Origin of the sequence: Holophaga foetida DSM 6591 (genome assembly GCF_000242615.2) — a bacterium.
In the GTDB taxonomy this organism is placed as follows: Bacteria; Acidobacteriota; Holophagae; order Holophagales; family Holophagaceae; genus Holophaga; species Holophaga foetida.
Genome location: NZ_KI912268.1, coordinates 1,687,259 through 1,712,152, shown reverse-complemented (window position 1 = coordinate 1,712,152; position 24,894 = coordinate 1,687,259). Strand labels below are relative to the sequence as shown.

Sequence of the window (24,894 nt, the reverse complement as noted above, 5' to 3'; positions counted from 1 at the left end):
TGGATCGGTCTGTTCGGTTCTTTGATCAGGTAACGGATGCCTTCAGGGCCGCGAAGTGCATCTCATCCTTCTCCAGCAGCGTCATCAGCTCCTTGACGGCACCTTCGATATCGCAGATCAGGTCGTTGTTCGTGGCAATCCGCTCGATGTTATTTGAGTGGCTAAAGGTATGTAAAACCTTCAATATGCGCTTTGACTCTTCTACCCCGAAAATGCGATCAGCGCGACGGTCAACAGTGCTGTTGATGTGATCTGGGCACCTCGCGTAGGTGTAAAGCTCAAGGAAGCGCCGGATCGCGTTGGGCACCGAGAGCAACACTCCCAGGTCCGTTTTGTCGTCGGCGTCATTGAACTCATAGAGCACGTTAAAGAGGTAGTGATACTCGGATGAATAACGCCTAATCGACTCTGGTAGGCCAATGAACGTGGAGGTCGTTGGCGTTACCCGCTTCACCATGTAGTAGCTACTCTCCTTTTCATTGATTGGAAGTTCACGGAGCAGGGTGAAGAAATCGAAGTTGTGGGTGGAGAGAAAAATCTGTTTGCACCTCAAGCACCACTTGTTTTCCTTGGAAGCATCCTGGAAGAAAAACGTGGCTTTGATGATCGCCGCGACCTGGAAGATGTGGTTGCTGTCCAGGCTTGAGATGGGGTCGTCGATGAAGATGATGGCTTCACCTAACGCTTTAATCTCTTGGAGTTTGGTTAGGAAGAAGGCGAAGGCTATTGCCGTCTTTTCGCCTTCGCTCAGGTTCTTGGCCACGGCTGGGCCGCGCATGAGCTGGAACCGCTCTGCGTCTCCCTCCTTGACGACAGCGATCTGGATATTGTCGCTGCCCAGGAGGTTCTCGATGCGTCTGTTGATCTCCTCGCGGCCCTTCTGGGCCAGACTGATGATGGCCTTCTGCTGTTTGATGGCCACTTCAAGGATATTTTTGAACTCGATGAACTGGTCCCGTCTCCGGGATAGGACCAGAGACCTCGCCTCTCCGACTTCGGGCTTCTCCCGTTCAACGAACTCCTGGGTGAAGTGCCTCTTGAGGCGTTCGATGGCGTTGTTCTTCTCCTGGGCGAAGTTGTCGCCTATCGCGTTGTTCTCATCGATCAACGCGTTCAGAGCCGTGATCGAATCCTGAAGGCGGGTCTGGATCTGATCATCAAGGGGGGCAAGATCCTTGATGACAAATGGGGTTTTCACTTTTTCCTGGAGAGCAGCAATGAGCTGTCCCAGTTCAGCGTTATAGCCAGTCACGGCTGGGGTGAGCGCGCAGTTGATGTCCTTCAGCCTGTTCCGGAAGGGAGGATTGAAATCACTCTCTTGTTTCAGTCCTTCTGCCACTTTGGCTGCATCAACACGCTGGAGAAGGGCGTTCAGGCTGGCCTTGTGCCCCATCAGGTCTTTGGAGAAGTGCCCGTGTAGCTCGGCCAAACGCGCTTGAGTCAAAGGATTCCCACAGAACTCGCACTTGTCCTTGTGGTCGTGCAGGCTCAAGCCGGTCTCGACCCATTCTGAAACCTCGGCCTGATCAAGCAAATGCTGGATGGTGTTAGAGAACTCGGGCACCTTCCGCAGAAGGGCGCTGGCCTCCTGGTGGAGCCCCGCCAGAAGCAGGTTGGCGGTGGCCTTGGTGACAGCCGAAGGCTTGTCGCTTTCAGCCTTTTTCGCGAGAACCAGATCGTTCGCCAACGTTTCATCTGACAGCTTGTAGTCCGTGCCTGAGACAGCAGTGGTCATGTATGTGGTTAGTTGGGTTGCCCCGAAGGCGGGGATCAGGCCAAGCCTCGCCTTGATGGCAGCAGAGGCTCGCGTTTTTTCTGCCGCCAAAGCTGTTGAGATCGAAGTCATCCCCCGTTGACTCTTGTTAGCCCCTGCCTCACATCGAACCAATTTTTTCTGGAGCTGTTCAATGTTTTGTTCGGCGTCCTTGGACTCTTCGCCGAGAAGTAAGATGGGGTTGAAGGCGCTGCCAGCGAAGTTCAGGTTGTTGCTGATGAAGTCGGAGTTGAAGACGCGCACGATCTTCTGGCTCGTGTGGTAGTCCTGCTCGGTGATGACACCGGTTGCATCGGTGATCGTGAACTTGGCAGCGTTGTAATCCCCAAGCTTGCGATGCTCAAGAGCACCAAATAGGCGTGATAATGTCGTCTTCCCGGAGTAGTTCCAGCCATAGATGACGTTCTTCAGGCCGAAGTCGGCCATCGACGTAGGGCGCGTGTAGTCAGCGAAGATGCCTAGGTCCTGAATCTTTTTGATCTGCTTGAGCATCCCCACTCCTGGTAACCGATCTGGTGTGTCGGGGTGAATCTTCCGCCTTCCCCGCTATAGGAGAGGGTGCGAGTTCATAACAGCCTCCGCTGACCGTCCTGCCTGAACTCATCGAGATCGAAGAGGGCGCCGGGCTGCGGGTCAGCGCGGTAGGGGTCCTTGCCATGCTCGGGGGAGGCGGCCATGTTTATTGCTCCTCCGATGTTGCCGTATTCGGCCTGGACAGCGTGCTCCTTGCCCAGGAATAGGTCCCACTCGTGGTCGGAGGCGGCCATGGCTCGGGCCTCGGCCCAGGCGGTGTCCCATCCGTCCGCGGGAGACCAGATTTCGATGAGGGGACGGCGGTGGCCCAGGGCGGCCTCGGGTACCTCCACACCCTCATGAAGGAAGCGATTCAGGCCCTTGTCGATGAGCTGCTTGTAGGCCCCAAGGGTGAGCAGGGGCTGTCGGTGGGGCTCAGGGAGATCCTCATCAACGCGATCGAAGCCCTTCGGCTTAGCCAGGGGGTCCAACAATATGTGTTCAAAAAGTTCAACTGGAAGCTTGAAGGTAAGGGCCACAAGGGCGTCCATTTCAATCCGCATCTTAAGACGGGTGGGTGTATCTGAAATCGGTGGGGCCCAAACACCAAAATTAGGGGCTACGCGAGCCTGAATGGCCTCGGTCAGCAGGGGATCATCTAGGAAAGGAATTGGAAGCGTCTCAACATAGAACTTATTGAGGTGTGCTGTGATTTTCCTCCGAATGATCCAATCAATGCAGAAGCTATCGAGAACGCCTGCTAGGTAGTAGTCATCAATGATGGGAGTTGAAAGGTCCGGACTAGCATTTCCATGTGGATTTGCTGGAGCCAGGGTGAGAATGAACGTCCGCAGGTTCGTGGCGTTTTGAACATCCCTGAATAGCAACCTCGGTCTAACCCAGGCCATGAAGTCCAGACGTGACTTTTCAAAGGGCTCATCTCTCTTTTCGGCTGCTTCCTTGGCCTTGGCCCAATTGTCCTCTGCAACCTTCCGTAGAGTTTCACGGGGGATAAATTTTTGACCGTCGAGGAATTTTCTGAAACCATTCTCGGTGTCGTTGCCTAGGTAATAGGGATTGAATTGCCAGTAATGTTTTCCCTCTGTGAGGGGAACCCAACCCATCTGCCAAAGTCGGAATCGCACCCTCACGTCGCGGGTGTCTTCCAGTGGGGCCAGCACTCCGATCTCTTGCAACCTCTTTCGACTCCCATCCTTCCATAATCTGGAGTCGTTGGTCATATGGAACTCGTGGCGGACTTGCACTTTCAGTAGTTCATGATCTGCGTAAAGTTTGTTCGCCACCTCCAAATCCATATGGCTCCTGAACTCCATTAGGGACAATGAATTGGGGGCGAACCGCCTTATTTGCTGAATGCTGACAGGAAGAGTTCGTGTCAGTGGATCGTTTAGTTCACTTATATCGAGCCGCATGAAGGCCGCCTGTAAGGGTCGATCAACAGCGGGAACTCCCTTTGCAATAACCGTAGCGACAAACTTGAACTGTCTGTGGATCTTAAAGATTTCTTTCTTGTTCTCAAAGCCGTAAAGTAATTCCCACTGATCTCGAATTAGAAAGGTCCTGCGCATTACGGTTGCCCAAGCGTCACTATAGAGGCCCGCTGGTGTAACCAAACCCATTCGTCCCCCCGGGCGAAGGAGAACTCTGGAGAGTTCTGCGAACAGCTTGTATGTATAAGTCTTTCCATCCCCCTGGATGCAGAATGGGTGTTCAGGATCCGAGTAGGCAGCCCTCGCGGCTCGCTTGGACTCCCATCCACGACTGAGCTGGTCCTTCCCCTTGCCGAAGCTGACATGGAAGGGGTCGGCTGCGGCTTTAAGGAAGCTACTTACCGCCCGGACTTCCCCCACGTATGCAAGCCATGCCCTCTCGATCGCAGGATCGTGCGAGAACAACTCCTGCTGAGCTCGCTTGGCATCTCCTGGTGTGTATGTTCTGTAGATCGGGTCAAACCGGGTGAAAAACTCCAAGCTCTCAGGCTGGAGGGTGTCCCAAGGCGGGTTGCCCAGGACTACGTCGAATCCAGACTCAGGCCCCGTGAATACCTCTGGGAACGCCAACTCCCAGTGGAAGAAGCGGTGCCGGACGGCTAGTCGCTGAATAGTGGGGGTGAAGACCGGATCCTGCCAGGAGTCGGGCATGGGCAGGGACTCAGGCTTGAGGGACTGACCCCCATCGTCCACGCCCGGCCAGAAAAACAAGGCGCACCATCGGTCGAGGGCATGTTGGAGGGCGTGGAGGGCGGGATCGGCAGCCAGGGCTGTCCAGGCGTCCCGTTGCTGGTCTACGTCGTGAATTGGGATATCGTGCAGCTCACCCAAGGCCCTGCGAGCTGCAGGTAACACCTCCTCCGGGGCCTTATGGTCCGGTGCCATCACCCAGGACGTGCCTCTAAAGAGTTGCCCTTCCAGGACCTTTTTGGCCGCTTTGAAGGCTTCCTTTAGGGCCTTGGTCTCCGTACCAGTCTTGCCGTCGCCGCCTTCTCGGTCCCAAGCCAGGATGGGGTAGTCGTCTACCCGGTCGAGCCAACAGCCGACGAGACCATTGCCGCAGCGGAGCTTGTGATCAAGGAAGCCGAAAGGTAAATCTGGGTCGAGGGTCTCGACCCATACAGCGAGCTTCGCCAAGTCCACAGCGAGGGCGTTGATGTCCACGCCATAGATGCACCGCTCGACCACAAACCGTTTGAGGCGTCGCTTCAGCTTGGGCTCGGCCGCGGGATCGTCGGGGTGCACCGGGGGCAGGCTCTCCCCAGGGCTGCCCAGGGCGGGGAGGCCGAAGGGCAAGGTGAGGATCACGCGATCAGGCCGGTCCTCACGCAGGCGATGGTGGATGAGACTGTCGTAGAGAGCGTGGGTGAGATAACGCAGGGCGCCAACCAAGAAACTGGCGCTGCCCATGGCCGGGTCCAGCACCCGCAGCGACAGGATGGCCTCCGGCTTCTTCGGGGTGCCGTCGGTTTCAAAGCACAGGGGCCTGAGAGTCTCGCGGATCAGGGGCTCGGTGAGGGCGGGCCGAGTGTAGAAGGTGCCGGAGCCCTTGCGGGTGCCGGACCAGCGGATGAGGTAACGTTCCCCCGGGGGGATGACGCGGGCTACGAGGTTCCGGGCCGCCCGGGAGAGCCGGTCGGCCCACTCCTGGGTGTCCATGTCGTCGGGCTTCTGGGCCTTGGTCTGCCCCCGCTTGAGGTTGGGGAGGCCGAAGCGGGAAGGCATCAGGGCAGCGGCTTCCGAGGCCCAGGCCCAGGCCTGGGACATCAGCTCGACCGGGACCTCCTCTGGGCCATCTTCGGGGGTTGGTTCGTCCTCTGGGGAGGGCTCGGAAGCATCCGCCTCCGGCTCCTCGACGACCTCCTCCTCGGACTCCTCATCCTCGTCGTCGCCCTCTTCGTCCGAACTGGCTTTGGTAGCCTTTTCCTTCGCCAGGGTTTCAAGCAGTTCTTTGGTTTCCTTCTCGTTCTTGGCTTGGAGCAGGGTCAAGGGCAACAGGGGCTGCTGGCCCAGGTTCAGGAGGAGCATGGGCTCCGCAGCGGTGCGGAGGTCGTAGTCCAGCAAACCTTCATAGAGGAGCCCGATGTATTCCGTGCTGAGGGTGCTGAAGTCCACGGGGGTGGCGACGGCCTTGCCGTTCACCCGCACTGTAGTGCGCTTGAGGCGGTCCAGGACTTGCAATACATCCTTGTCCGACACCGGCACACCGTCAACGGACTCCCACAGGGCCAGGGCCCGGGACACTGGGTCGAGGTCGGTGGGGTCACCGGGACGGAAGAGGTCACCCCCGTAGGCGCGAAGGTTCAGGTCGGGGTGGGCGCAACCATCGTGCACAAGACGGAAGAGCCCCAGGAGCTGAACCCAGGCGGAGCGCTGATGCTCGAAGCCAACCTCGCCCTTGGCCCGCTTGAGACGCTGCCAGAGGACCTCCAGGCCATAGCTATCCCGGTAGGCGGCGAGGGTGACGGGGAGCAGCCCCCGGCTTTCGGCGAAGGCAATGACCACCAAACGCATGACCAAGCGAACAGCGGCAGTGTACAGGGCGTGGTTCTGCTTCAAGGGGTCGGGCTCGGCCTCCACCAAGGGTGCCAAACGTGTAGCGTCCTCCATGGACCAGCGGTCCAGGGCGTGGACGAGGGCCTCCACGGCCTCCCGGATTTGCTCTCCCAGGGATGTGGATAGGTCCCCCTGCATCTGGCCGCTTTCTTGGAGCCATAGGCCGAGTTGGTGAGGCCGATCCTTGTCGGGAGTGGCTGCCCAGCCTTGGTGTCTGCCGAACAAGGTGTAGAGGCCCCGCCAGGGGAGCCAGGCTTCGCCCTCTCCCCAGCCCGCCAAGAGATCCCATTGGGTGAAGGCATTCTGGTGAGTGCCTGCAACGACCCAACGGAGCGACCGACCGTCCGTGATGATCCCCATGGGGAGCTGCTTGGCCCGGAGGAAGCGATCCAAGTCCAGGGCTCGACGCTTGCCGTCCTTCTGGTTCAGCGGCGCTGACGTGATAAAAATCGGGAGGGCGTGCTCTTCATTGGGTGGGTTCAGGCGCACGAGCCGTTCGGGCTTCAGGGCTCGACCATCGGGACCCACGACCTTCCATGCCTCCCCGATGGCACTGTGCTTGAGGAAGTCTTGGGGGCTGTGACCCAGGTAGCCTTCGAGCACCGCATCGAGCCAGCGGTGGAGGGGGTCCAGATGCTTCTCCCGCTTGCTGGCACCCAGCTCGGTCCAGGCCCGGAAGTCGGGGAGGGCCTCCGCCAGGGCGACCCAGGACTTCGCTGGGGGGTCTGCCAAGGTCAGCTTGGGGGCATGCCCGGCGTGGAGGGTCTGCCCGAAGTGGTTCAGCTCGGACCACCAGGATGTATAGGCGAAGGTGTTCGGGTTGACCATGTCAGCTCCCCACCCGGACTTCAAAGGCAAGGGGGAGCACAGACAGACCTCCCGGGGGGATGGCGTAGCGCCTGGGAAGGATCTTGTTCAGCCAACGATCCTGACCCTGCTGCAACTGATCCTGGAGCGCCATGAGTTCGGCCTTGCGCTGTTCAAGGAAGGCCACGCGCTGCTCCCGGGCCACGAGGTCGTTTTCAAGGTTCAGAAGCTGCTCCTGGCGTTCCATCTCCAGTTCCTCGAAGAGGCTCTGGCTCTGTTGGCGGGCGGCGATGAGATCCTTCTGGTCGGCGAGGATCTTCTCCTCCAGGCGCTTGATGCCCCTCTCGCTGAGGTTGTCTCCGATCTCCTTGAGCCGGGCCTCGAACTGGGTCTTGCCCTCCTTCGCCAACTCGGACCTCCAGACCTTCGCCCGGTCCGTCAGCAGGGCTTGTTGTTGGGTCTCGAAATGCTTGATGGCCTGGGTCAGGGTGGGTTCCAGGCGGGTCCACACTTGATTCAGACGGTTATGGATGGTGGCAGCGCGGTCTTTGGGGAGGGGCTGGAGGATATGCGTGGCGTAGGGTTCCCACTCCCGGGGCTCCATCGGCAGCAGGTGATCACCGGCCCACTGGAAGGGGATCGACACGATCTCGTGATGGAGGTTCTCCCGCAGGTCATTCTGGGCCCGCAACTCAGCGTGGAGGATCAGTACGCCTTCCACACCGGGCGGAAGCTCGGCGGTCCCAAGGGTCCACCGGTGGGTAGCGTCGTCGTGGACACGCCCCAGGATCTCGTGGACGGCGCGGCGTAACACAGGGTGCCCCAGGCGGAGCAACAGAGAATCGGGCTCGTTGCGGAAGGTCCTGAGGCCGTTGATGCGCTTCTCGAAGGTGGCAGGGTCGAAGACGAGGTAAGGACGTTCACCCTTGTCATTCAGGAGGCTGGTCTTGACCATGTCCTCCCATGCCTTGGGCTCCTGGAAGGTGAAGTGACCAGGGCGATGGGCGACGGCGGTCACGGTGCCCCGTGCCCTCAGTGTCGCCCGCTCCAGCACCCGGCGGACGCGGTCGGAACTCCATCCCATCTGCCGCTCCATGACCTTGAGCTGGCGTCGGGTGCGCTCTAGGACATCCCGGGATCCGTGGTCCGCGCTCTGCATGTCTGCACGGGAGGAGGAGGCGGCCACGCGGCCTTCCACAGCATCGAGCAGGCCCTTAGCGGTCTTCTTCTCGCCGAGGAAGTGTTGGGTCACGGCGGCATCCAGCACCTGTCCTGCAGAACCCAGCTCTTCGCGGACGGTGTGTATCTTACGAGCGAGGAGGTCAAGGAAGGCCAGGTCCTCGTCCTGGTCGCTGACGAAGTGATGGGCCACGACATCCCGGAACTGACCATGACGATCCACACGCCCGTTGCGCTGCTCCAGCTTCGTGGGGCTCCACGGGAGTTCCTGATGGATGACATAGCGGCAGGATTCCTGGAAGTTCAAACCTTCGCTGGCAGCGTCGGTAGCCACCATCAAGCGCAGGTCGGCCATTGGGTTGTTGAAGAGCTTCTTGATGCGGTCTCGGTCCTTGGCATCGCTGGCACCGTGCAGCTCCTCCACGCGGGGCGTCTTGAATCCTTCGGCATCGAGCCGTGCCCGGAGGTAGTCCAGGGTGTCGCGGTATTCGGTGAAGAGGATCAGGCGCTCCCCCGTCCATTCCCCCGAAGGAGTCAGTAGGTGCTTGCTGATCCACGCATTCAGGGCGACCCAGCGGGCATCCTCCGGCCACTTGGTGGGCCAGGTCATGGGAACGGCGGAGCCGTCCTCACCCAGGGCGCGAGCGGTCTTGGCCCGGGTCCACCCCAGGGCCTCCAGGGCTGCGGACACCTCGGAGGCAGGGACCAGAAGGTCCTTGGCGACGGTGGCGAGCCAGCGGGCACCCTTCACCAGGGCCTCTTGTTCCCAGAGGCTGCGAGCGGCTTCGTTGTCCACCTCGCGCTCAGCTTGACGCTGGGCGGCCCGGGCTTCCTGTAGAGCGACTTCTTCGCGTAGGGCCTGGGCTTTGGCTTGACCCTCCAGCCCCTCCATGTGGGACCACCAGGTGCGAGCGAAGGCGTAGGAGCTGGAGAGGGCCCGTTTAGTGAGCAGGGTGAAGATGAAGCGCCCCACATGTTGCTCGCGGCGGCCCAGCCGCCCCAGGATCGCCAAGCCTTGCTCGCGGTAGGCGCGGAGGGCAGTCCACAGGCGGGCTTCACCTGGGCCGTAGGCCGGGAGCGTGATCGCCTCGATATGGCGGTCCTTGAATCGGGGTTCAAGGCTCTGGGCGTTGATCTCCTGCTTCAACCTGCGGACCATTACGAGCTGAAGTTGCTGTTGGGCGGCCACCGGGAAGGTGTCGTCCTGGTGGAAGCGGACAGGGTCGAGAAGTTCGAGAAGACCCGTGAAGGCCCGGGTCTGGCCGTTGTGGGGCGTGGCCGTCAGGAAGAGGCGATGCTCAAAACAGGGTAAGAGGGCCCGGAGGAGCTGGGTCCGCTGGGAGTCATCGCCGAGGGCGTTGGGCGCGAGGTTGTGGGCCTCATCCACGATCAACAGGTCGAAGCCTGGGAAGAGGCTCTGTCCCTCCTGGCTGAACCGGCGTGAGGCTTCCAGGAACTGATCCTTGATGCCCTCCTGCTTGATGAAGTCCATAGAGGTGATGAGCCGGGGGTTGACCATCCACGGGTTGGTGTCGAAGCCTTCCTCCTTGCGGAGGCGGTCCACCATGCGACTGTCCATGATTTCGAAGTCGAGGTGGAACTTGTCATGCAGCTCCTCCTGCCACTGACGCTGGAGGCCCGCAGGGCACATCACGAGGACCCGCCGGATACGCCGCCGGTTGAACAGTTCTGAGAGAGCTAACCCCGCCTCAATGGTCTTGCCGAGGCCCACATCGTCCGCGAGGAGGAGGGTAACCCGGGGCATGGCCAGCGCCTTCAGCACTGGGATGAGCTGATAGTCCTCCGGCTCCACAGCCGAGTGCCACACACCCGTGAGTGGAGAATGCTGGGCCCGCTCCAGGGGGTCTGGGTCCCAGTCCGGTAGGCGGTCAAGGGCCGTCCACCTACAGGCATCCACCATAGCCTCCAGATCCGCTGGATCATCTGCGGGGCCCTCGATGGGATTAGGGAGGGTTAACGACGAAATCACCCTTGCACCATTGAGTTCCTCGAGGTGCCAGACGACCTTGTCGGACTCAGGGTGGGCCCAGGGGTCCAAGTAGCTGACCTCGACCAGTGAGGTCACGCCGTCCTTGTCACCGTGGTGGGGGATGACGTTCACTACCCGGCCAAAGCGGCGGCGAAGCTTTACGAATTGACCGGGCTGAGGCTGGGGCATAGGTTGATCCTGTGCTGAAGATTCTTACACACGGGCCGCGATCAAATGACTCCTAGTTCACCAGGTGGAAGAATCCGAGACCCCTTGTGGTCCGGGACTACCAGCGACTGCTCTTTCATGCAGCACCTTCTCCTGTCTCTAATGTCCTCTGCATAGCCCACCGGCACACGGAGGCTAGGGATCCCCAGGCGGTCCGCCAATCGCTTCTCTTGGGCCATCCCTGGGCTCAACTCCCTGCCGCAGAGAATCATGGCCTCGCAGCGTGTGAGGAGGCGCTCACAGCCGGTCAGGGCGAGCTGTCGAACATTGCCGTCCCGGTCCTGACTCTCGTTCAGGAAAGCGAAGTTTGCATGGAGGACTACGAAGGTGGCTTGGGGGAGAATTGCCTGCCCCCAGCGGGCCTGGCGGAACATCAGCTCCTGGTTGTAGCGGATGGCCTCGGCGTTTCCGTTTCCTCGGAGGGGGACCGCCAAGTAGATCAAAATATTCCGGTCTCCCAGAGTGGTCCTGACATTGCCCCAGCCATCCAAGTCGTCCAAGAGGCGAAGGGTCAGTTCGGCATCAGCCGCGGCCCGGTGCAGGGTGTCATGATCCAGACCAAGCCGCCAGGCTAGGTGCTCCAATGATTTGGGCGTGGCGTCGTCGGAGCTTATCCCCCGGGCATGGGCCAGAGCATGTGACGGCTACTGTCCACCCCTTGGAGTCAATATTTGCGAGAATGGGTTTGCGCTCTGTCCACACCCCGGGGAAGGCCGCGCATTCGGCCGGAGTGACAGAGCAAAGCCTGCCTTGATCATTCATGTTGTAACCTGCAACTTCACCACCCCATGCCGTCGGGGCGTTATGAAAAGCGCCAAATGTCCAACCGCCTTAGGTCTGATGCCGGGTGTTCGGTTTGTCCATGGGTTGCTGTCGTGGGACCGCTGTTTCATCTACTGGAGTTATCCCTATGTTGTCCAACCTGCAATTAGAAAACTTCAAGGCTATCGCCGCCGCCCAGGGTGCGCCCCTGAAGCCCCTGACCCTCATTTTTGGAAAGAACAGTGCCGGTAAATCCAGTCTGCTCCAATCATTGGCGCTGATGCACGAGGCCGTGCGGACTGGCACGGTGGACATCGACTCCCCAAAGATCGGCAATGGCTGGATCAACCTGGGGGGCTTCCGGAATTTCATCCACAAACACGACCAATTCCGGTCCTTCCGCTTTAAGGTGGGGTTCGATCAGAAGGACCTCCCACCTTTTCTCAGGCTGCATGCACCGGCGGGTTCACATTTTGCTTTGGAATTGGAGTTCGGATATCCCGAAGCCGACCAAGATTTGGACATGGTAATGGGTGATGTCCCCGAACTGGCGTCTCTCCGACTATCCAGGAACGGAAGCGAGATCCTTGGGCTGCAGGTCTCCGGTGCGACAGGCTTGGTCGGCGGCGAGGCCACGCCAGGGGATGAAGATTACACCCCCGAGGCTGAGGAGAAGGCACATCGCACGAATCTTGAGAGCCTCCAGCAGCAGTTCTCGGTCATGGCCCACACGCATCTTGAGATGGCCAATGGGGCCCGGAGATATTGGCAGTCCGACCGGATTGACTTTGCTGATGCCCTGTTCGCCCACGCTATCGAAGAGGCCCTCGAGACTCGCGGGGCGAATGCCTGGGCCCGTTCGGACGATGCATGGCTGGGCGCAGCGGCTACCCAGGTGGTGCGCAACCAAATCTTCGCCAGCAACGGCCTGCTGCCATCCCGGTCCCGCTTTCTGGTGGCCCGGATTGAGCAGGTGCAGGTGGACCGGTTCATCCCCGAAGCGCCGACTTTCCCTCCGGAGGCCATAGCCCACCTTGCCGCCATCCTGGGGCGGGTCGTAGCCAGCGTGGTAGAGTCCGTGCGCCTCCACTTGGAGAACGAGCTAAACAAGATGCTCTACATCGGTCCCATCCGGCAGTTCCCGGAGCGGGGCGCCACAACCCCGGGTATGCACACCAGCGATGACCCGCTGCTGCAAGCCTGGACCCAGATCCGGGAGAACCGTGACCTGCGCAAAGAGGTCAACCACTGGCTCGGTGCCGAGGAAAAGCTGGGCACCGGTTACCGATTCGTCACTCGCGACTACATTTCCGCAGCCTATCTGGAACGGAAGATGCTGGACAACATTCGCTGCGCCACGGAGAACTGCGAGCGGGAGGAAACCGACCCAGGGTACGAAGCGGAGATCTCCTCCCATTCGACTGTTCTGATCCGCCAATTCGATCCCCATCGCCTGGAAGAGCTTCTGCTGGTGGATGCCCGCAGTGGCACCCAAGTGAGCCACCGGGATGTGGGTTTCGGTATCAGCCAGGTCATTCCCATCCTGGCGGCCTGCCTGGGCTCTAGCCAGAAACTGATCTGCGTCGAACAGCCGGAGATCCACATCCATCCAGGGTTGCAGGCCGAACTGGCGGACCTGTTTATCGATTCCGCGATGCTGCGCGGCAATCAACTCGTGGTCGAGACCCACAGCGAACATCTCATCCTCAGGCTGCTTCGACGCATCCGGGAACATGCAGCTGCCGGTCCGGAAGCCGGTGGGGGTATCACCCCGGACCAGGTCAGTGTCCTCTACGTCGATGCGGACGAGGAGGGCAGCTTCATTACGGAGATCCCCATCACCCGGGAAGGTGAATTCGGCACCAAGTGGCCGCAGGGCTTCTTCACTGAACGATTCAAAGAGGTCTTCTAGATGTTTTCGGAATATGCCATCGACCCTGAGAGTTTCTCCACCTGGGAGCGCCTAAGGTTCTTCCATGCGGCGCTTGGCTTTGTGAACGGTCGTCTGGTGACTAGGCTGCCGGAGTCTTTCCTGAGAGCTCCTTGTGAGGCACTCCTGACCTCCGTGAATGACGCCAAGATGCCTCAGGTGCAGATGATGTTGGAGGAGATTAAGGACGCCTCCATCGCTAGGCTCAAGCCCAAATGGAACGAGGGCGCCCCCTGGATAGCCAACGCTTTGAACGAGCACCAGCGGCGACCCTTCCGGGCTGTGGTTGGCCCAGGCGCTGCGGGTAAGCCATTTCTGGTCGACCCCGAAGACCTTCACGCCAATCACGTCCTGTGGCGGGCCTCGAGCACCATGAAAGTACCAAAGGACCCCAAGGCGCTGGCGCAACATCTTCTGCCGATGCTGAGCCAGGCCAACGAGTTGACCATTGCCGACCCCTACCTGCGCGCTAACGATAGGTGGCTTCCAACCCTTGGCGCCATCCTTCTCGGCTTCCTGGATAAGCGCGCCCCCGATCCCGCCAGGCGGGTCCATTTCTATTTCGCTAAGAAGGGCACCGGCAAGGAATCCGACCCCAGCGAAACCTTGGACACCATCGCCGCCACATTGGCCAAGGCCCTCGAAGGCTGGAAGCGGCAGGCCACCCTGATCTTTCATGGCATTGCCTCGGGAGGCAGCGAGCGTTTCCACAACCGCTATATCCTCACGGCTCGGGAAGGGGTCTCCTTGCACATCGGCATGGATGCCGCCCGTAACAGCGACGATAGGGACTTGCTCACAGTCCTCTCTCGTGAAGTGTTTGACGAGGAATATACGCTGCTCCAGAGGCTGGCTCGGAGAAGAGGCTCCACCAACTTGACACTGGACCTAGAACCCTGATCGGAGTGCCTGGAATCACCCCCGGATGGCTGCTTGCGCTGGCCCATCACCACCATCGACAGCATCGAGACCATTGGCTGGAGACCCACCGGTGCTAGAGGCGCCGGAGTGGGCGCGGAAACTGGCACCTTGGGCATTTTTACCGGCGGAGATTGAAAAAAATCCCGACCGAACCGTTTCCCGAGCTGCCGCGGTTGCAACCAGGATGTGGTAAGGATGTGGTAACAGCGAAAAGGCCCACTTGGTCTAGTGGGCCTCAAACTGGCGGAGAGAATAGGATTCGAACCTACGGTGCGATCACTCGCACACCTGATTTCGAGTCAGGCAAATCGGTGTCTACGGCTGTTTCTGTCTGTCTCTCGTTTGGACCTAAAGTGCTGAGAATGCTGAAAAATTCCCCATACTGTGGACAGCTGTGGACAGGCGCGTACGGGGGTGTTTTTCGCACGACTGGGATACAGGCGGGATACAGAAACGACCTGGACAGCGTATGCTAGACCCAACAGAAACAGTGAGCATTTCGTCGGTGGGGCGTGGGCGAGGCTGCCTCAGGTAGACGGAGCCCCCACCGATGAAATGCGGTGTTGAACAAGCCCGGAGCGGCGGGGGAGTTGGGCGAGGGCTATGGGGAAATCGCGCCTGCTGATCCACTTTTGGGGACGCCAGGTCCCCTGTCGCCCAGGGATTGCTGACTGCTGAGCCCGACAGTCCCGGCAGGGGCTTGGACCGAGTTGGCGTCATAGCAGGGCTTCGCCGTCCCGCCGTGGTGGAGGTCGTGGTGCAGGTGATGGATAGCTGAGAGGCTGACAGTCATGGCATCACCGCCGGGGGTGCCCTGGAGGCTTCACTCATCAGCGGTCGCCAGAGGATCAGACCACCACAATGAGGGCAGCGTTGCCCCGTGCCTTCGGCTGGACACGCCTCGGCTCTGGGTTTCGGAGCAGGCAGCAGGGCCCTGGCCTGTTCCAGCAGACCTCCACCCTGGGCCGAGGCGTAGAGGCCAAAGTGCCGGATCTTATGGAAGCCATCCGGAAGGACATGCTGGACAAAGCGGCGCAGGAACTCGATGGGGTGGAGGGTGACGGTCTGCTGGCCCCGGGTGCGGAAGGTGACATGCCCCGGCCCCACGTCGATCAGCCGGGAATTGGCGATACCCACCCGGTGGGTGTAGCGCCCCAGGTAGCTCAGCACATGCTGGGAACGCCGGAAGGGGGCTTTCGCATAGACGACCCAGGACTTGTGGCGGGCGAGGGTGGCCATGAGGGCATTGAAGCCCTGATCTGGCAGGATGCCCTTCGGCGGAGTCCTCGCAGGGCATCCAGCATCTTTCCCCGCAGCAGCTTGCCCATGGCCTTCACCGGGAACAGGTAGTCCTTTCTGGCGTGGACGAACCGGCTCCCATCCAGCGAAAGCCCGCCGCCGTGGCCAGCACGTGGACATGGGGATGGAAGCGGAGGTCCCGGGTCCAGGTGTGGAGCACCAGGGTGAGCCCCAGGGTGGCCCGGAGGTGGGTCCGTCCCAACTCCGCCAGGACCTCGCCGGTGACCTGGAACAGGGCGCCATAGACCTCCACTGGATGGCGCATGGCCACGGGCTTCAGCTCCGAGGGGAGCGTGAACACCAGGTGGAAGTGGGGCACCGGCAGGATGCGCTCGGCCCGGGCATCGATCCACTTCTGCTGGGCTGCGGCCTGGCACTTGGGGCAGTGACGGTTCCGGCAACTGTTGTAGACCGGATGCTCCCGACCGCAGCCGGTACATACCTCGACATGGCCGCCGAGGGCGGCTGTGCGACACCGGGCTGATGGCCCGTCAGGACGCGCTTCTGGGGGCCCGGGAGGAGGCGATGGAGCCGCTCCAGTTCCGGGCGGTGCGCCCTGACGATATCCGCGATGTCGTGGCGAGGCCTTGGGAAGGCCACGGCGCTATAGCTTCAAATCCTCCAGAGGACTTCTCACGGAAGCGATCTGGCTCGGTGAGACCTGGGTGTAGATCGTCGTGGACTTGATGCTGCCGTGCCCCAGCACCACCTGGATCTTTCGCAGGTCCGTGCCGTGCTCCAGAAGGTTCGTGGCAAAGGAGTGCCGGAGCATGTGGGGGTGACCACCTTGCCGATGCCCGCCACGGCGGAGGCGCAAAGCAAGGCTCGGCGCGCGGTTTCGTGGCAGAGCGGCTTGCCCGCCTTCGAGGTGAACACCCAGGGGAGTGGTGGGCGTTCGTGCCCGTAGTACCTCCGAAGCAGGGCGTAGAGGCTGGAGCTCAGGGGGACCAGGCGTTCCTTTCCACCCTTACCGTTGCGCACATGGATGACCCGCTGCATCGCGTCGATGTCGGTGGTCTGGAGCAGACTGGCCTCACGGATCCTGAGCCCGGTGGCGTAGATGAGGGCAAAGAACACTCGGTATTTGGCGACCAGGAAGGCATCCAGCACCCGCTGGATTTCGGCTGGGCTCAGGACCGTGGGCAGCGGGGCGTCCTTGCGGGGCATCGAGATGAAGGCCACCTTCTCCGGCTGCCCCAGGGTGCGAGCGTAGAGGAACTTCAGCGCCGAGTAGTGGCACCGCAGCCGTTCCGGCCCGATGGGCTGCAGCCGGAGGTGGTCCACCCAGCGGCGGATAGCCTCCTGATCCGCCTCCGCCAGATCCGAGCCCAGAGCCTCCTCAAAGCGCCGGATCGAAGCTAGGTATTGCTGGATCGTCCCTTTCGCCCGATCCGCCATTCGCAGGTCCGCTTCCAGGCGGGATAGAGATAGACTGACGTCCTTCATGTAGTACCTCCTTGGTCGTCTGGCGATGCGTCAACATCGCGATGACCAAGGAGCCTTCATTTACATGGAATTGCTAGCTTTCTTACTGCGCGGGCCCGCCACACGGCGCCACCCCCGCCGCGGAGCGGCTTCGTTCAGCGAGGGTTTGATGCCTTTGAAACTCGACCAGAGGATCGTGAAATCGCTTCAGCCGGGCGACGGTGGAAGGGTTCGAGTGGCGGATTCTGTGGTCCAAGGGCTCCACATCGAGCTGGGTCTGCCCGGGAAAGATGAAGTCGTTCAGAAGACGTGGCGCCTCCGCTATCGGACGACGGCAGGGGATCGGAAGTGGTTCACCATCGGGAGTTGGCCGACGATTAGCGTCGACAAGGCCCGCGCTGAGGCTCGGAAACTCCTGGGTGCCATCGAGGGCGGCGATGACCCCTCCTCGGAAAGGAACAAGCTGCGCCAGGCTCCTACGGTCTCGGTCATGTGGGAGCAGTTCCTGGAGCTTCATGGGCGCCACCTGCGGCCGACCACTCTCAAGGGCTATCAGGATCAATACCGGGCCCACATCGAACCAGTCTTCGGCTCGGTCAGGGTCCAGGACCTCGAGCGCGAAGCCATCGCCCGATGGCACCACAAGAAGAGCCTCAAGGCGCCCACCAGCGCGGATTATCCATTTCGGGAAAACCCCCGGCTCTGCCGGGGAGGCAGTAGAAGTTTGACTTTTCAGGGAGTCCATCTTGGAATCTCGAATCGTGAGCCGCCAAGCGCGCGAAAGGAGGTCCGAGATGGACTCGTCGGAAAGTCTAAGCCACTCCCGCTGGGAGTGTAAGTATCACGTGGTTTTCATCCCGAAATGCAGGAGGAAGACGCTATACGAAAAGCTGAGGCCTCACCTGGGGGAGATATTCAAGCGTTTGGCTGATCAGAAGGAGTGTCGTATCGAGGAAGGCCACACCTGATGGCTGACCATGTGGACATGCTGATCTCGATCCCGCCGAAGTATGCGGTGTCTCAGGTGGTGGGTTTCATCAAGGGGAAGAGCGCGATCTGGCTGGCCCGGGTCTATGGGGAAAGTAAGCGAAACTTCGTCGGGCAGCATTTCTGGGCCCGAGGCTACTTTGTGTCGACAGTTGGGCGGGATGAGGAGGTCGTCCGCGAGTACATCCGAAGCCAGGAAAAAGAGGACGAACGCTTGGAACAGTTGTCGCTGTTTCGTTAAGGCGGGCACCATGTGGTGCCCCATAACTCATTCGGGGCCGCGTTAGCGACCCCGTTCAGCCGCTTCGAGCGGCTCACGTTGAAAGGCCCCCGGCTCTGCCGGGGGATGTCTTACTCCCTGAGGGTTTTTGCATCTCTCCTGGCGCGGTGCGAGGAGTGGGGCTACATCCCCCACGGCTCGAACCCTGCCCGGCACATCAAACAGAATCCGCACCGGGTCAAGCATCGTCCCCTGACGGTGGATGAGCTCCACCAAGTCGGGGCCACGATCAATGAGATGCAATCCGACGGGAAAATGCCGGCGACGGCGGCCGCCATTCTGCGCCTCCTCCTTCTCACCGGCTGCCGACGGGCGGAGATCGTGACCTTGAAGTGGGCCGATATCGACATGGACGAGGCCTGCATCGTCTTCAAAGATCACAAGACGGCCAAGCGTATGGGGGCCAAAAAGGTTTTCCTTGGCCCTGCCGGCATGGAAATCATCAAAGGGATGGCGGGGCTCCAGATCGGTCCCTATGTGTTTCCTTCCCGGGAAGGGCAGGGGCACCTGAGTCCCCAGATCGCGAACGCATGGTGGAACAAGGTCCGGGCGGAGGTGAAGATACCGGACGCGCGTATCCATGATCTTCGGCACACCCTGGGGGCCAAGGCCGGGGCCATCCTCCCGGCCTTCATGGTGCAGACCCTCCTCGGCCACTCCCAGCCCTCTACGACAAGCCGATATGCAACGCCTCTGGACCTTGCGGTGCAGGAGAAGGCCCACGAGCTCCAGGACGATATCGCCAAGGCGCTGGGCTTATAGCTGGCCCCTCCTGGGGCGAACCTCATCAATTCGAAGCCCGGACAGCGAGTGTCCATGGGGTTACGCCAACATGGACCTGGGATGGAATCGCATGGACGCCACACAGAATCTGAGAAAGGCCGTTCAGGCCGGTGACCTGGATGGGGCCCGGGCGGCCCTCCAGGCCGGAGCGGACCCGAACCATCTGGATGGGCCAGACGACGAGTCCATCCTGAACACCGCGATGTGGACTCGGGATCCGGCCCTGCGTTACGCCATGGCCGAGCTTCTTCTTCAGGTGGGGGCGGATCCCAATATCCCCCAGGAGGATAATCTCCGTCCCCTCGTCGACGCACTGCGGTTCATGGACACCGAAGTTGCCCGTTTGTTACTCGATCGCGGGGCCAATCCCAACCTGATCGTGGACGGATTGGGGTCCATGTACGACATGGCAGCGTTCAATTACAGGTTATACGTCTGGGAGCTGGGCGGGCTCAGTGCGCCTGCCGAGGCTGATTTGGCGACCGAAGAAGCCTGGCTCGCCTTTGCCGACCGGATGGCGGTCAAGCATGACAGGCGGCGCCCGGACCACCTGATCCTCATGCGCGAGCGGGGAGCCCGGACGCGCCGGGAGATCGAGATGGATCGGTTCATCGAGTTTGTCCAGGGACTGTTCGAGAAACTCATGGTGAAGGTCGTGGACGTGGTCCGGGAGGGCGACAACGCCATCGTCCTGGCCCGGATCGCAGGGGAGCCCCTGGCGGCCCTCCTGGACTTGACGAGAAACATGCTCCGCCCATGCGAGAAAGAGCCGATTCCCGACAATCTGATTGGGACCTGCCGGGGACTGGGGGTGCGTCCATACCTGCTGGATGCCTGTCTCGCATACGACAAGGGGACCACCGATTGGGTCTTCCGCGGGGACGAGGCCCTGGTCCAGGCCATCCATGGGGACCGACTCCGGTGGCAGCGGCACCTCCTGGATGGCATTTCCGCCGAGGACTGGGTCAGGCAGGCCGGACACATATCGACCCTCCGGGTGCGAAGAGTGGGTTGTGCCCTGTCCATCGAGATTGATGGTCTTCCCATTTCGGTCCCCCGAGAAGGCCTGCCCGCCTTGGAGAGCCCGATTGTCGATCCGCTTGAGCTATGCCGCTCGGCGGTCACCGACGACGAGTGTTGGATCTTCACGTGCTCATGCGGGTCGCCGGGCTGCGATGGGTTCTGGTCAGGCATCCTCGTCGTTCATCAGGGGCGTCACACCATCTGGCGATCAATCGAACAGCCGGATGCGCCCCTGGCCATATTTCCCAGATGGCACTACCGCCGGACCGTCCTCAAGGCTGTCCGCGACCTGCTCCGGAATGGGCCGCCGCACATTGGCCCGAGCTGGGGTCCTCAGCGCCCCCGTCTGGAGAAGGCCTATCGGCTCGCAAGGACAGGGCAGGGCTGGTTCGAGGGGCCGGAGTTGATCGACCAGACCGTGGTGGACTACTGAGCATGGCTGGCTTCGGGGTGAAACCAAGTCCGGGCGGGAGCCTGAATCTCCACCGCCCAGCCCGTGCAACCGGGCGTCTGTTTGGGCTCCGCCTCCGGTCAATGCACGGGGCCGTGGGAGCAACCAAGCCTTTCAGGCCTCGTGCAAGCACCTCACCCGGATGCTGGGGAATTAGGGCCGCTCTGCTGGGCGGTTCCGATGGATACTCTTTGGATAGGGCCCCTGAACTGGAGTCATGAGACCCAGAGCTGGCCTGGTGCCTGCTTCCCCCTTGAGGGTGTATGCAGCCCAGCATTCCGAGTGGCGCCGGACGGGGGCCCTATCCATAGGATGGACCGGTACCTTTGCGCCTTATCTGGCCTCCGACAGCCTCTGTCCCATGCTTGAGGCTAGGATCGGTTTCATCGATGCCGATATGGGCCCAGATGCCCCCCTGCTCCTAGTCCATTCTCCAACCCTTGAGGCTTCTTCGTGGTCAACGACCGGTATTGCCCTCCCGAAATCCCAGCCCTTCCCGGGTTCCACATGGTTGAGATGCCCCTCGACCAGGTGTGGGTGGATGTGACGGGACCCGAGGGACGCTGCCTGGCCGTTCTGCCCGACGATCGGTTCTTCCCGAAGGGCAGGCGAGGGCCTTGGCCCGAGGGGGCGCGGATTCGGACCTACTTCCTCACACCCACGGGACAGCGCAGGACCTTGGCCCGTTGGGATTGGACGGCATCAGAGCTTGCCCGGGAACGGGAAGGTAGCCCGGAGCCCAGCATCCGCATCATGCCCGACTACGGTGGGGCCTATGCCTGGGACCAGTACGGGGGCTGCGCCGAACTGGTCGATCTCCTGGGCGAGGGCCCGGAGGTTGCGGTCCTGGATGCTGCGCTCACAGCCTGGCAGGACGAGTGGGAGGAGAGCGCGGGCCCCTTTGAGGATGATCCCCCGCCCCCTGGCGGCTGGGATGCCTGGGCGGAGCGGGGCCTGGAGCTCTCCCGCCGTGCCTTGGCCCTCATGGGCCCCGAAGGCGTGGTCATCAACCGATGCCCGCCCAGCCGTCTCCGGTGCGGCAAGCGGGACCTCGTCCTGTTCTGGGAGGAAAGCTCCGCCGAAACGTAGGCAATCAAGAGGGGCGGAGCTGACAAGCGTGAGGGGCTACACCTCACCCGAGCCGGATAACGATCCTTGAGTGTCCCGAACCGCCCCCAGGGAATTGTGGGCCAAGCGCTTTTACGCCGCAAGCCGGGGACGCTGGCCGTGGTGTAGGACCCATATATGCCAAGTAGACGCCAAGTAAACGGGCGGAATTCGAGGCGGAATGGACATCCAGGGGCCCCCGAATTCATGAGTGAACAAGGGGCCCCTGGGGACTTGACATAAGTTGGCGGGAGCTCCGTCATGCCCTCCAGTCCATGGTCTTCAGCTCCTTCAGCTTGCCCATGACCTCCTCGGGCTTGTGGCAGACGAGGAAGGCCCATTGGCCGAGCTCGCCCCAGCGATTGACGGCCCGGACCCACTGGTGGGCTGCCTCATGCTTGGCGCGGTCCCGGTCGTCCTCCAGGCCCTTGATCTCCAGGATCAGGGTGTGCCGTGGGGATGCCTCGAACTGCACGAGGAAGTCCGGCTGGTAGCTGTGGGGCTGCCCCTCGTACTCGTAGGGGATATTGAACTCCAGTCGCTCGTTGCGGGCGTAGCAATGGATGATGCCGTCCTTGGCGGCCGCCTCCAGGGTGAACGAGGCGCTCTGCTCCCATTGCTTGGTGTCCAGGGCCACCTGGTCAATGTGGCTGGCCTCGGTGGGATGGCAGGGTTTGGTGGTCTTGAAATCCACCCGTGCGGTGGTGCCCCGGGGCTGGAATCGGTTGAGGATAGGCACCAGGGCATCCTCGCCCTGATGCTCGTCCGGCTCGATGGCGGCCAGGAATCGCTCCGTAAGGCGCGTCATGTATTTGTCCAGGCCCAGCTCCGCCTTCGCGCACCCGTTCCAGTCCACTTTGGTGGTGGTGTATTGCTTGACCAGGCGCAGGACCTGGGGGAAAAGCTGCTGGCGCCCCTGGGTCTGTTTGGTGACGCGCTTATCGCCCATGCCCTCCAGGAGGCTCCAGACAATGCGCCGCGAGAGCTCGAACTCCAAGGTCTGGAGGTGGGTGGTCTCGTAGTAGTGTTTCCGGTCCTGCTTTTCGGTGGGGAACTGGCCGTAGCCGCCGGGGGTGCCCTCGGAGTAGCCCACCTGGGGCGCCACGAAGACCGCCGTGGGTTCCTCCATGGGCTCCAGGCTCAAGGGCTCCATGGCCCCCACATCGGCCTTGATGAGGTTCCGCTGGAGGGCGAAGGCGTAGCCTTCGACGTTGGGGAATTGGATCTCAAAGGCTTTCTCTCGGCCAGGATCGGCCTTGACGTGGTTCCGGGGTTTGTCGTCTACGTTGGGCTTGTTGGTGGGCCTTCCCTTGAAGGGGATCACGGAGAAGGGCACGCCATAGACATCCACGTATTCCTCGTGGAGCATCAGACGCCCCTGCTCGTCCCGGTAGGGCTCGTAGTCCATGCGTCGCAGGCCCCGGCCCACGACCTGTTCGCAAAGGAGTTGGCTCCCGAAGGCCCGCAGGCCCAGGATGTTGGTCACGGTGTTGGCGTCCCAGCCCTCGCTCAGCATCTGGACGCTGACGACGCACCGGACATGCTCACCAGGTTCGCCCTTGACGCCCACGGTGGAGACGATGCGCCGGAGCTCCTCGGCCGCCTCCTTTCTGCCGCCCCCGGTGGATGATTCGGCCTCGCCCAGGAGCTTCGAATCGATCCGGATGGTCACGCGGCGTTCGGCGGTATTGGCGAAGGCCGGAGCCAGGGCGCTAGGGCCGTAGGCCACGCTCCGTTTCTTTTTGTTCCGCTTGGGGGCCTCGTCGTCCTCGTCGGGCTCGGCCGCCTGGAACTCGGTCTCGCCGCTGATTCGCTCGAAGAAGAGCTGGGCGATGTCGGTGTTGTCACAGACCACAATGAGTACCGGCGGGACCTTCTCCTGGCCGGGAGTAGCGCCCTCGAACAGCCCAAAGCGCTCATGCCACTGGTCCGCCAAGGTCTTGAGGGCGCCTTCCGCCTCGCGCCACACCACCTCGGGCTTGGGCTTGCCGCCGGAGAGCTTCTCTCCGGGTTTGAGGCTCTCCTTGATGCGCTCCCAGAGGCGGAAATATTTGGGGTCCGGTTTACCGTTCTCCGCGGAATCGCCGGTGTTGTCGGCCACCGGGAGGCGGGGGATCTTGGTGATGCCGCTCTCGATGGCGTCCACCAAGCCGAAGTCCGAGACCAGCCAGGGGAAGGGCGAGCCTTCGATATGGCCCGAGCCCTTGAGATAGAAGGGTGTGGCTGAGAGGTCCACACAGAATCGCACGCCCACCGACTGGTTGAGGCGATCCAGGCCCTTCACCCACTGGGTGGCCTCCTCCAGGTCCGCCTTCTCCTCGGCGCTCAGAGGCGTGCCATCCAGTTGGGGAGCGGGGCGGTATGCGTGGTGGGCCTCGTCGTTCAGGACCAGGATGGGACCCCGGCCATGGAGCTCCCCCAGGAAGCGGCGGGCGAAACTGTCGGCATCCTCCTCGCCCTTGTCCACCACACGATAGGAGGCGCCACCCTCGACGCTGGCGCTCTCCAAGGCGAGCTGGTGCCAGTTGTCGAGCTTGACCTTGCCCTTGCGGAGCTCCGGCATCAGGGCTGAGGGCACGATATCGAACTTCTGATAGTAGTTGTCCGCCCGGTCGGGCCGGAGGACCTGGAGGCGATCCTTGATCGTCAGGTTGGGGCAGGCCACGAAGACGGCACCGGGGAAGCGCTCGCTCCGGGGGGCCCGGGCCCGGTTGCAGAGGGTCCAAGCTATGAGCATGGCCATGACCACGGTCTTGCCGCTGCCGGTGGCCATCTTGCAGCCGTAGCGGCGCAGGGCGGGCAGGTCTGGTTCGTTGGGTCGATCGAGGATGGACGGCGGCACGGTCATCCACTCGTTGGCATAGCGGGGCATTTCGCCCCGGAGCATGGCCTGGAAGTCATCGGAGCGTAGCCAGGGGGTCTGCTGGAGGGGCCGGCCCTGGGCATCCTGGGGATGACGGACCTTGTGCCCCGGCTCCATGACCTCGGTCAGGTAGATGATGGTCTCCACGGCCTCCCGCTGGCAGAAGAACAGCCGGCGGATGCGATCCTCCCGGCTCCAATGGAGCAGGAGCTGGCGGGTTACGGCGGTTACATGGGGGTAGCCGTTGCGGCGCCAATCCCCCACGTTGGCCCGGAGCATGTTCACCAGAGGGAGGTCGTCCTCGTCCTCCTCCATGAAGATGCTCCGCTGGCGGCTGCCCGTGGCATTGCCCTGGTGCCAGTAGCGGCTGGGACGGCGGCCTTCGGCCTGAAGGTGCTTGTGGCTGCCCCGGTCATAGGCCCAGTGTCGGTCCGGCTCTGCGAAGGGCGAGCAGAGGATGGGCTGGGGCACTGGCTGGATGGGGATCTGGAGCTCCTCGGCCATC

At 61.8% G+C, this 24,894-nt stretch carries 11 protein-coding genes and 3 pseudogenes; 7 read left to right on the top strand and 7 right to left on the bottom strand.

Annotated elements, in window-relative coordinates; all coding sequences use genetic code 11:
* Positions 1-25 precede the first annotated feature (25 nt).
* The 4 genes from HOLFODRAFT_RS0207400 to HOLFODRAFT_RS19990 all read right to left on the bottom strand — a co-directional run bounded on the left by HOLFODRAFT_RS0207400 (position 26) and on the right by HOLFODRAFT_RS19990 (position 11,142).
* Complete coding sequence (locus tag HOLFODRAFT_RS0207400; protein ID WP_005035547.1) at positions 26-2,266, bottom strand: AAA family ATPase; 2,241 nt, start codon at positions 2,264-2,266, stop codon at positions 26-28.
* Positions 2,267-2,340: 74 nt separating this feature from the next.
* Positions 2,341-7,182 (bottom strand): Eco57I restriction-modification methylase domain-containing protein, encoded by a 4,842-nt coding sequence (locus HOLFODRAFT_RS24805; RefSeq protein WP_005035549.1) that lies wholly within the window; start codon positions 7,180-7,182, stop codon positions 2,341-2,343.
* A 1-nt stretch (position 7,183) separates the two neighbouring features.
* The gene (drmD, locus tag HOLFODRAFT_RS0207390) at positions 7,184-10,519 is read right to left on the bottom strand and encodes a DISARM system SNF2-like helicase DrmD (protein WP_005035551.1); all 3,336 of its coding nucleotides are present in this window, start codon (positions 10,517-10,519) and stop codon (positions 7,184-7,186) included.
* A 41-nt stretch (positions 10,520-10,560) separates the two neighbouring features.
* Complete coding sequence (locus HOLFODRAFT_RS19990) at positions 10,561-11,142, bottom strand: DUF7768 domain-containing protein (RefSeq protein ID WP_005035553.1); 582 nt, start codon at positions 11,140-11,142, stop codon at positions 10,561-10,563.
* A gap of 326 nt (positions 11,143-11,468) precedes the next feature.
* Between HOLFODRAFT_RS19990 and HOLFODRAFT_RS0207380 the strand changes: the two genes are divergently transcribed.
* Both HOLFODRAFT_RS0207380 and HOLFODRAFT_RS0207375 read left to right on the top strand, forming a co-directional pair.
* Complete coding sequence (locus HOLFODRAFT_RS0207380; RefSeq protein ID WP_005035554.1) at positions 11,469-13,232, top strand: AAA family ATPase; 1,764 nt, start codon at positions 11,469-11,471, stop codon at positions 13,230-13,232.
* Entirely contained in the window at positions 13,233-14,150 is a 918-nt protein-coding gene (locus HOLFODRAFT_RS0207375; RefSeq protein ID WP_005035557.1) for a hypothetical protein, read from the top strand.
* Positions 14,151-14,960: 810 nt separating this feature from the next.
* Here the strand turns inward: HOLFODRAFT_RS0207375 and HOLFODRAFT_RS25780 are convergent.
* Together HOLFODRAFT_RS25780 and HOLFODRAFT_RS19975 are read right to left on the bottom strand one after the other, a co-directional pair.
* Positions 14,961-16,070, bottom strand: a pseudogene (locus tag HOLFODRAFT_RS25780) (IS91 family transposase).
* Positions 16,071-16,074: 4 nt separating this feature from the next.
* Positions 16,075-16,868, bottom strand: a pseudogene (locus tag HOLFODRAFT_RS19975) (tyrosine-type recombinase/integrase).
* A 196-nt stretch (positions 16,869-17,064) separates the two neighbouring features.
* On the opposite strand from HOLFODRAFT_RS19975, the gene HOLFODRAFT_RS0207360 reads away from it, so the two are divergent.
* The 5 genes and pseudogenes from HOLFODRAFT_RS0207360 to HOLFODRAFT_RS0207340 all read left to right on the top strand — a co-directional run bounded on the left by HOLFODRAFT_RS0207360 (position 17,065) and on the right by HOLFODRAFT_RS0207340 (position 21,508).
* The gene (locus tag HOLFODRAFT_RS0207360) at positions 17,065-17,733 is read left to right on the top strand and encodes an integrase arm-type DNA-binding domain-containing protein (protein WP_158412932.1); all 669 of its coding nucleotides are present in this window, start codon (positions 17,065-17,067) and stop codon (positions 17,731-17,733) included.
* Positions 17,690-18,123: pseudogene (gene tnpA / locus HOLFODRAFT_RS19970) on the top strand (IS200/IS605 family transposase). Before HOLFODRAFT_RS0207360 ends, tnpA begins: the two are co-directional and overlap by 44 nt.
* 105 nt (positions 18,124-18,228) lie before the next feature.
* Positions 18,229-18,924, top strand: a complete 696-nt coding sequence (locus HOLFODRAFT_RS0207350) for a tyrosine-type recombinase/integrase (RefSeq protein WP_026939133.1) — start codon at positions 18,229-18,231, stop codon at positions 18,922-18,924.
* 91 nt (positions 18,925-19,015) lie between these two features.
* Positions 19,016-20,401: an ankyrin repeat domain-containing protein gene (locus HOLFODRAFT_RS22800; protein WP_148300386.1), complete on the top strand. Its 1,386-nt coding sequence runs from the start codon at positions 19,016-19,018 to the stop codon at positions 20,399-20,401.
* Positions 20,402-20,926: 525 nt separating this feature from the next.
* A complete protein-coding gene (locus HOLFODRAFT_RS0207340) occupies positions 20,927-21,508 on the top strand; it encodes a hypothetical protein (protein WP_148300385.1) in 582 nt (193 codons plus the stop codon).
* Between the two features lie 277 nt (positions 21,509-21,785).
* Here the strand turns inward: HOLFODRAFT_RS0207340 and HOLFODRAFT_RS0207335 are convergent, their stop codons facing one another.
* Positions 21,786-24,893 carry a DEAD/DEAH box helicase family protein gene (locus tag HOLFODRAFT_RS0207335; protein ID WP_005035568.1) on the bottom strand — a complete coding sequence of 1,036 codons (3,108 nt, stop codon included), beginning with the start codon at positions 24,891-24,893 and terminating at the stop codon, positions 21,786-21,788.
* Position 24,894: the final 1 nt, after the last annotated feature.

What these genes read in the sequence shown, in the direction of transcription:
- HOLFODRAFT_RS0207380 (WP_005035554.1), top strand. Translation starts at nt 11,469, where the DNA reads ATGTTGTCCAACCTGCAATTAGAAAACTTCAAGGCTATCGCCGCCGCC.
- HOLFODRAFT_RS0207335 (WP_005035568.1), bottom strand. Translation starts at nt 24,893, where the DNA reads ATGGCCGAGGAGCTCCAGATCCCCATCCAGCCAGTGCCCCAGCCCATC.
- HOLFODRAFT_RS0207340 (WP_148300385.1), top strand. Translation starts at nt 20,927, where the DNA reads ATGGTTGAGATGCCCCTCGACCAGGTGTGGGTGGATGTGACGGGACCC.
- drmD (WP_005035551.1), bottom strand. Translation starts at nt 10,519, where the DNA reads ATGCCCCAGCCTCAGCCCGGTCAATTCGTAAAGCTTCGCCGCCGCTTT.
- HOLFODRAFT_RS22800 (WP_148300386.1), top strand. Translation starts at nt 19,016, where the DNA reads ATGGACGCCACACAGAATCTGAGAAAGGCCGTTCAGGCCGGTGACCTG.
- HOLFODRAFT_RS0207375 (WP_005035557.1), top strand. Translation starts at nt 13,233, where the DNA reads ATGTTTTCGGAATATGCCATCGACCCTGAGAGTTTCTCCACCTGGGAG.
- HOLFODRAFT_RS0207400 (WP_005035547.1), bottom strand. Translation starts at nt 2,266, where the DNA reads ATGCTCAAGCAGATCAAAAAGATTCAGGACCTAGGCATCTTCGCTGAC.
- HOLFODRAFT_RS24805 (WP_005035549.1), bottom strand. Translation starts at nt 7,182, where the DNA reads ATGGTCAACCCGAACACCTTCGCCTATACATCCTGGTGGTCCGAGCTG.
- HOLFODRAFT_RS0207360 (WP_158412932.1), top strand. Translation starts at nt 17,065, where the DNA reads ATGCCTTTGAAACTCGACCAGAGGATCGTGAAATCGCTTCAGCCGGGC.
- HOLFODRAFT_RS0207350 (WP_026939133.1), top strand. Translation starts at nt 18,229, where the DNA reads ATGTCTTACTCCCTGAGGGTTTTTGCATCTCTCCTGGCGCGGTGCGAG.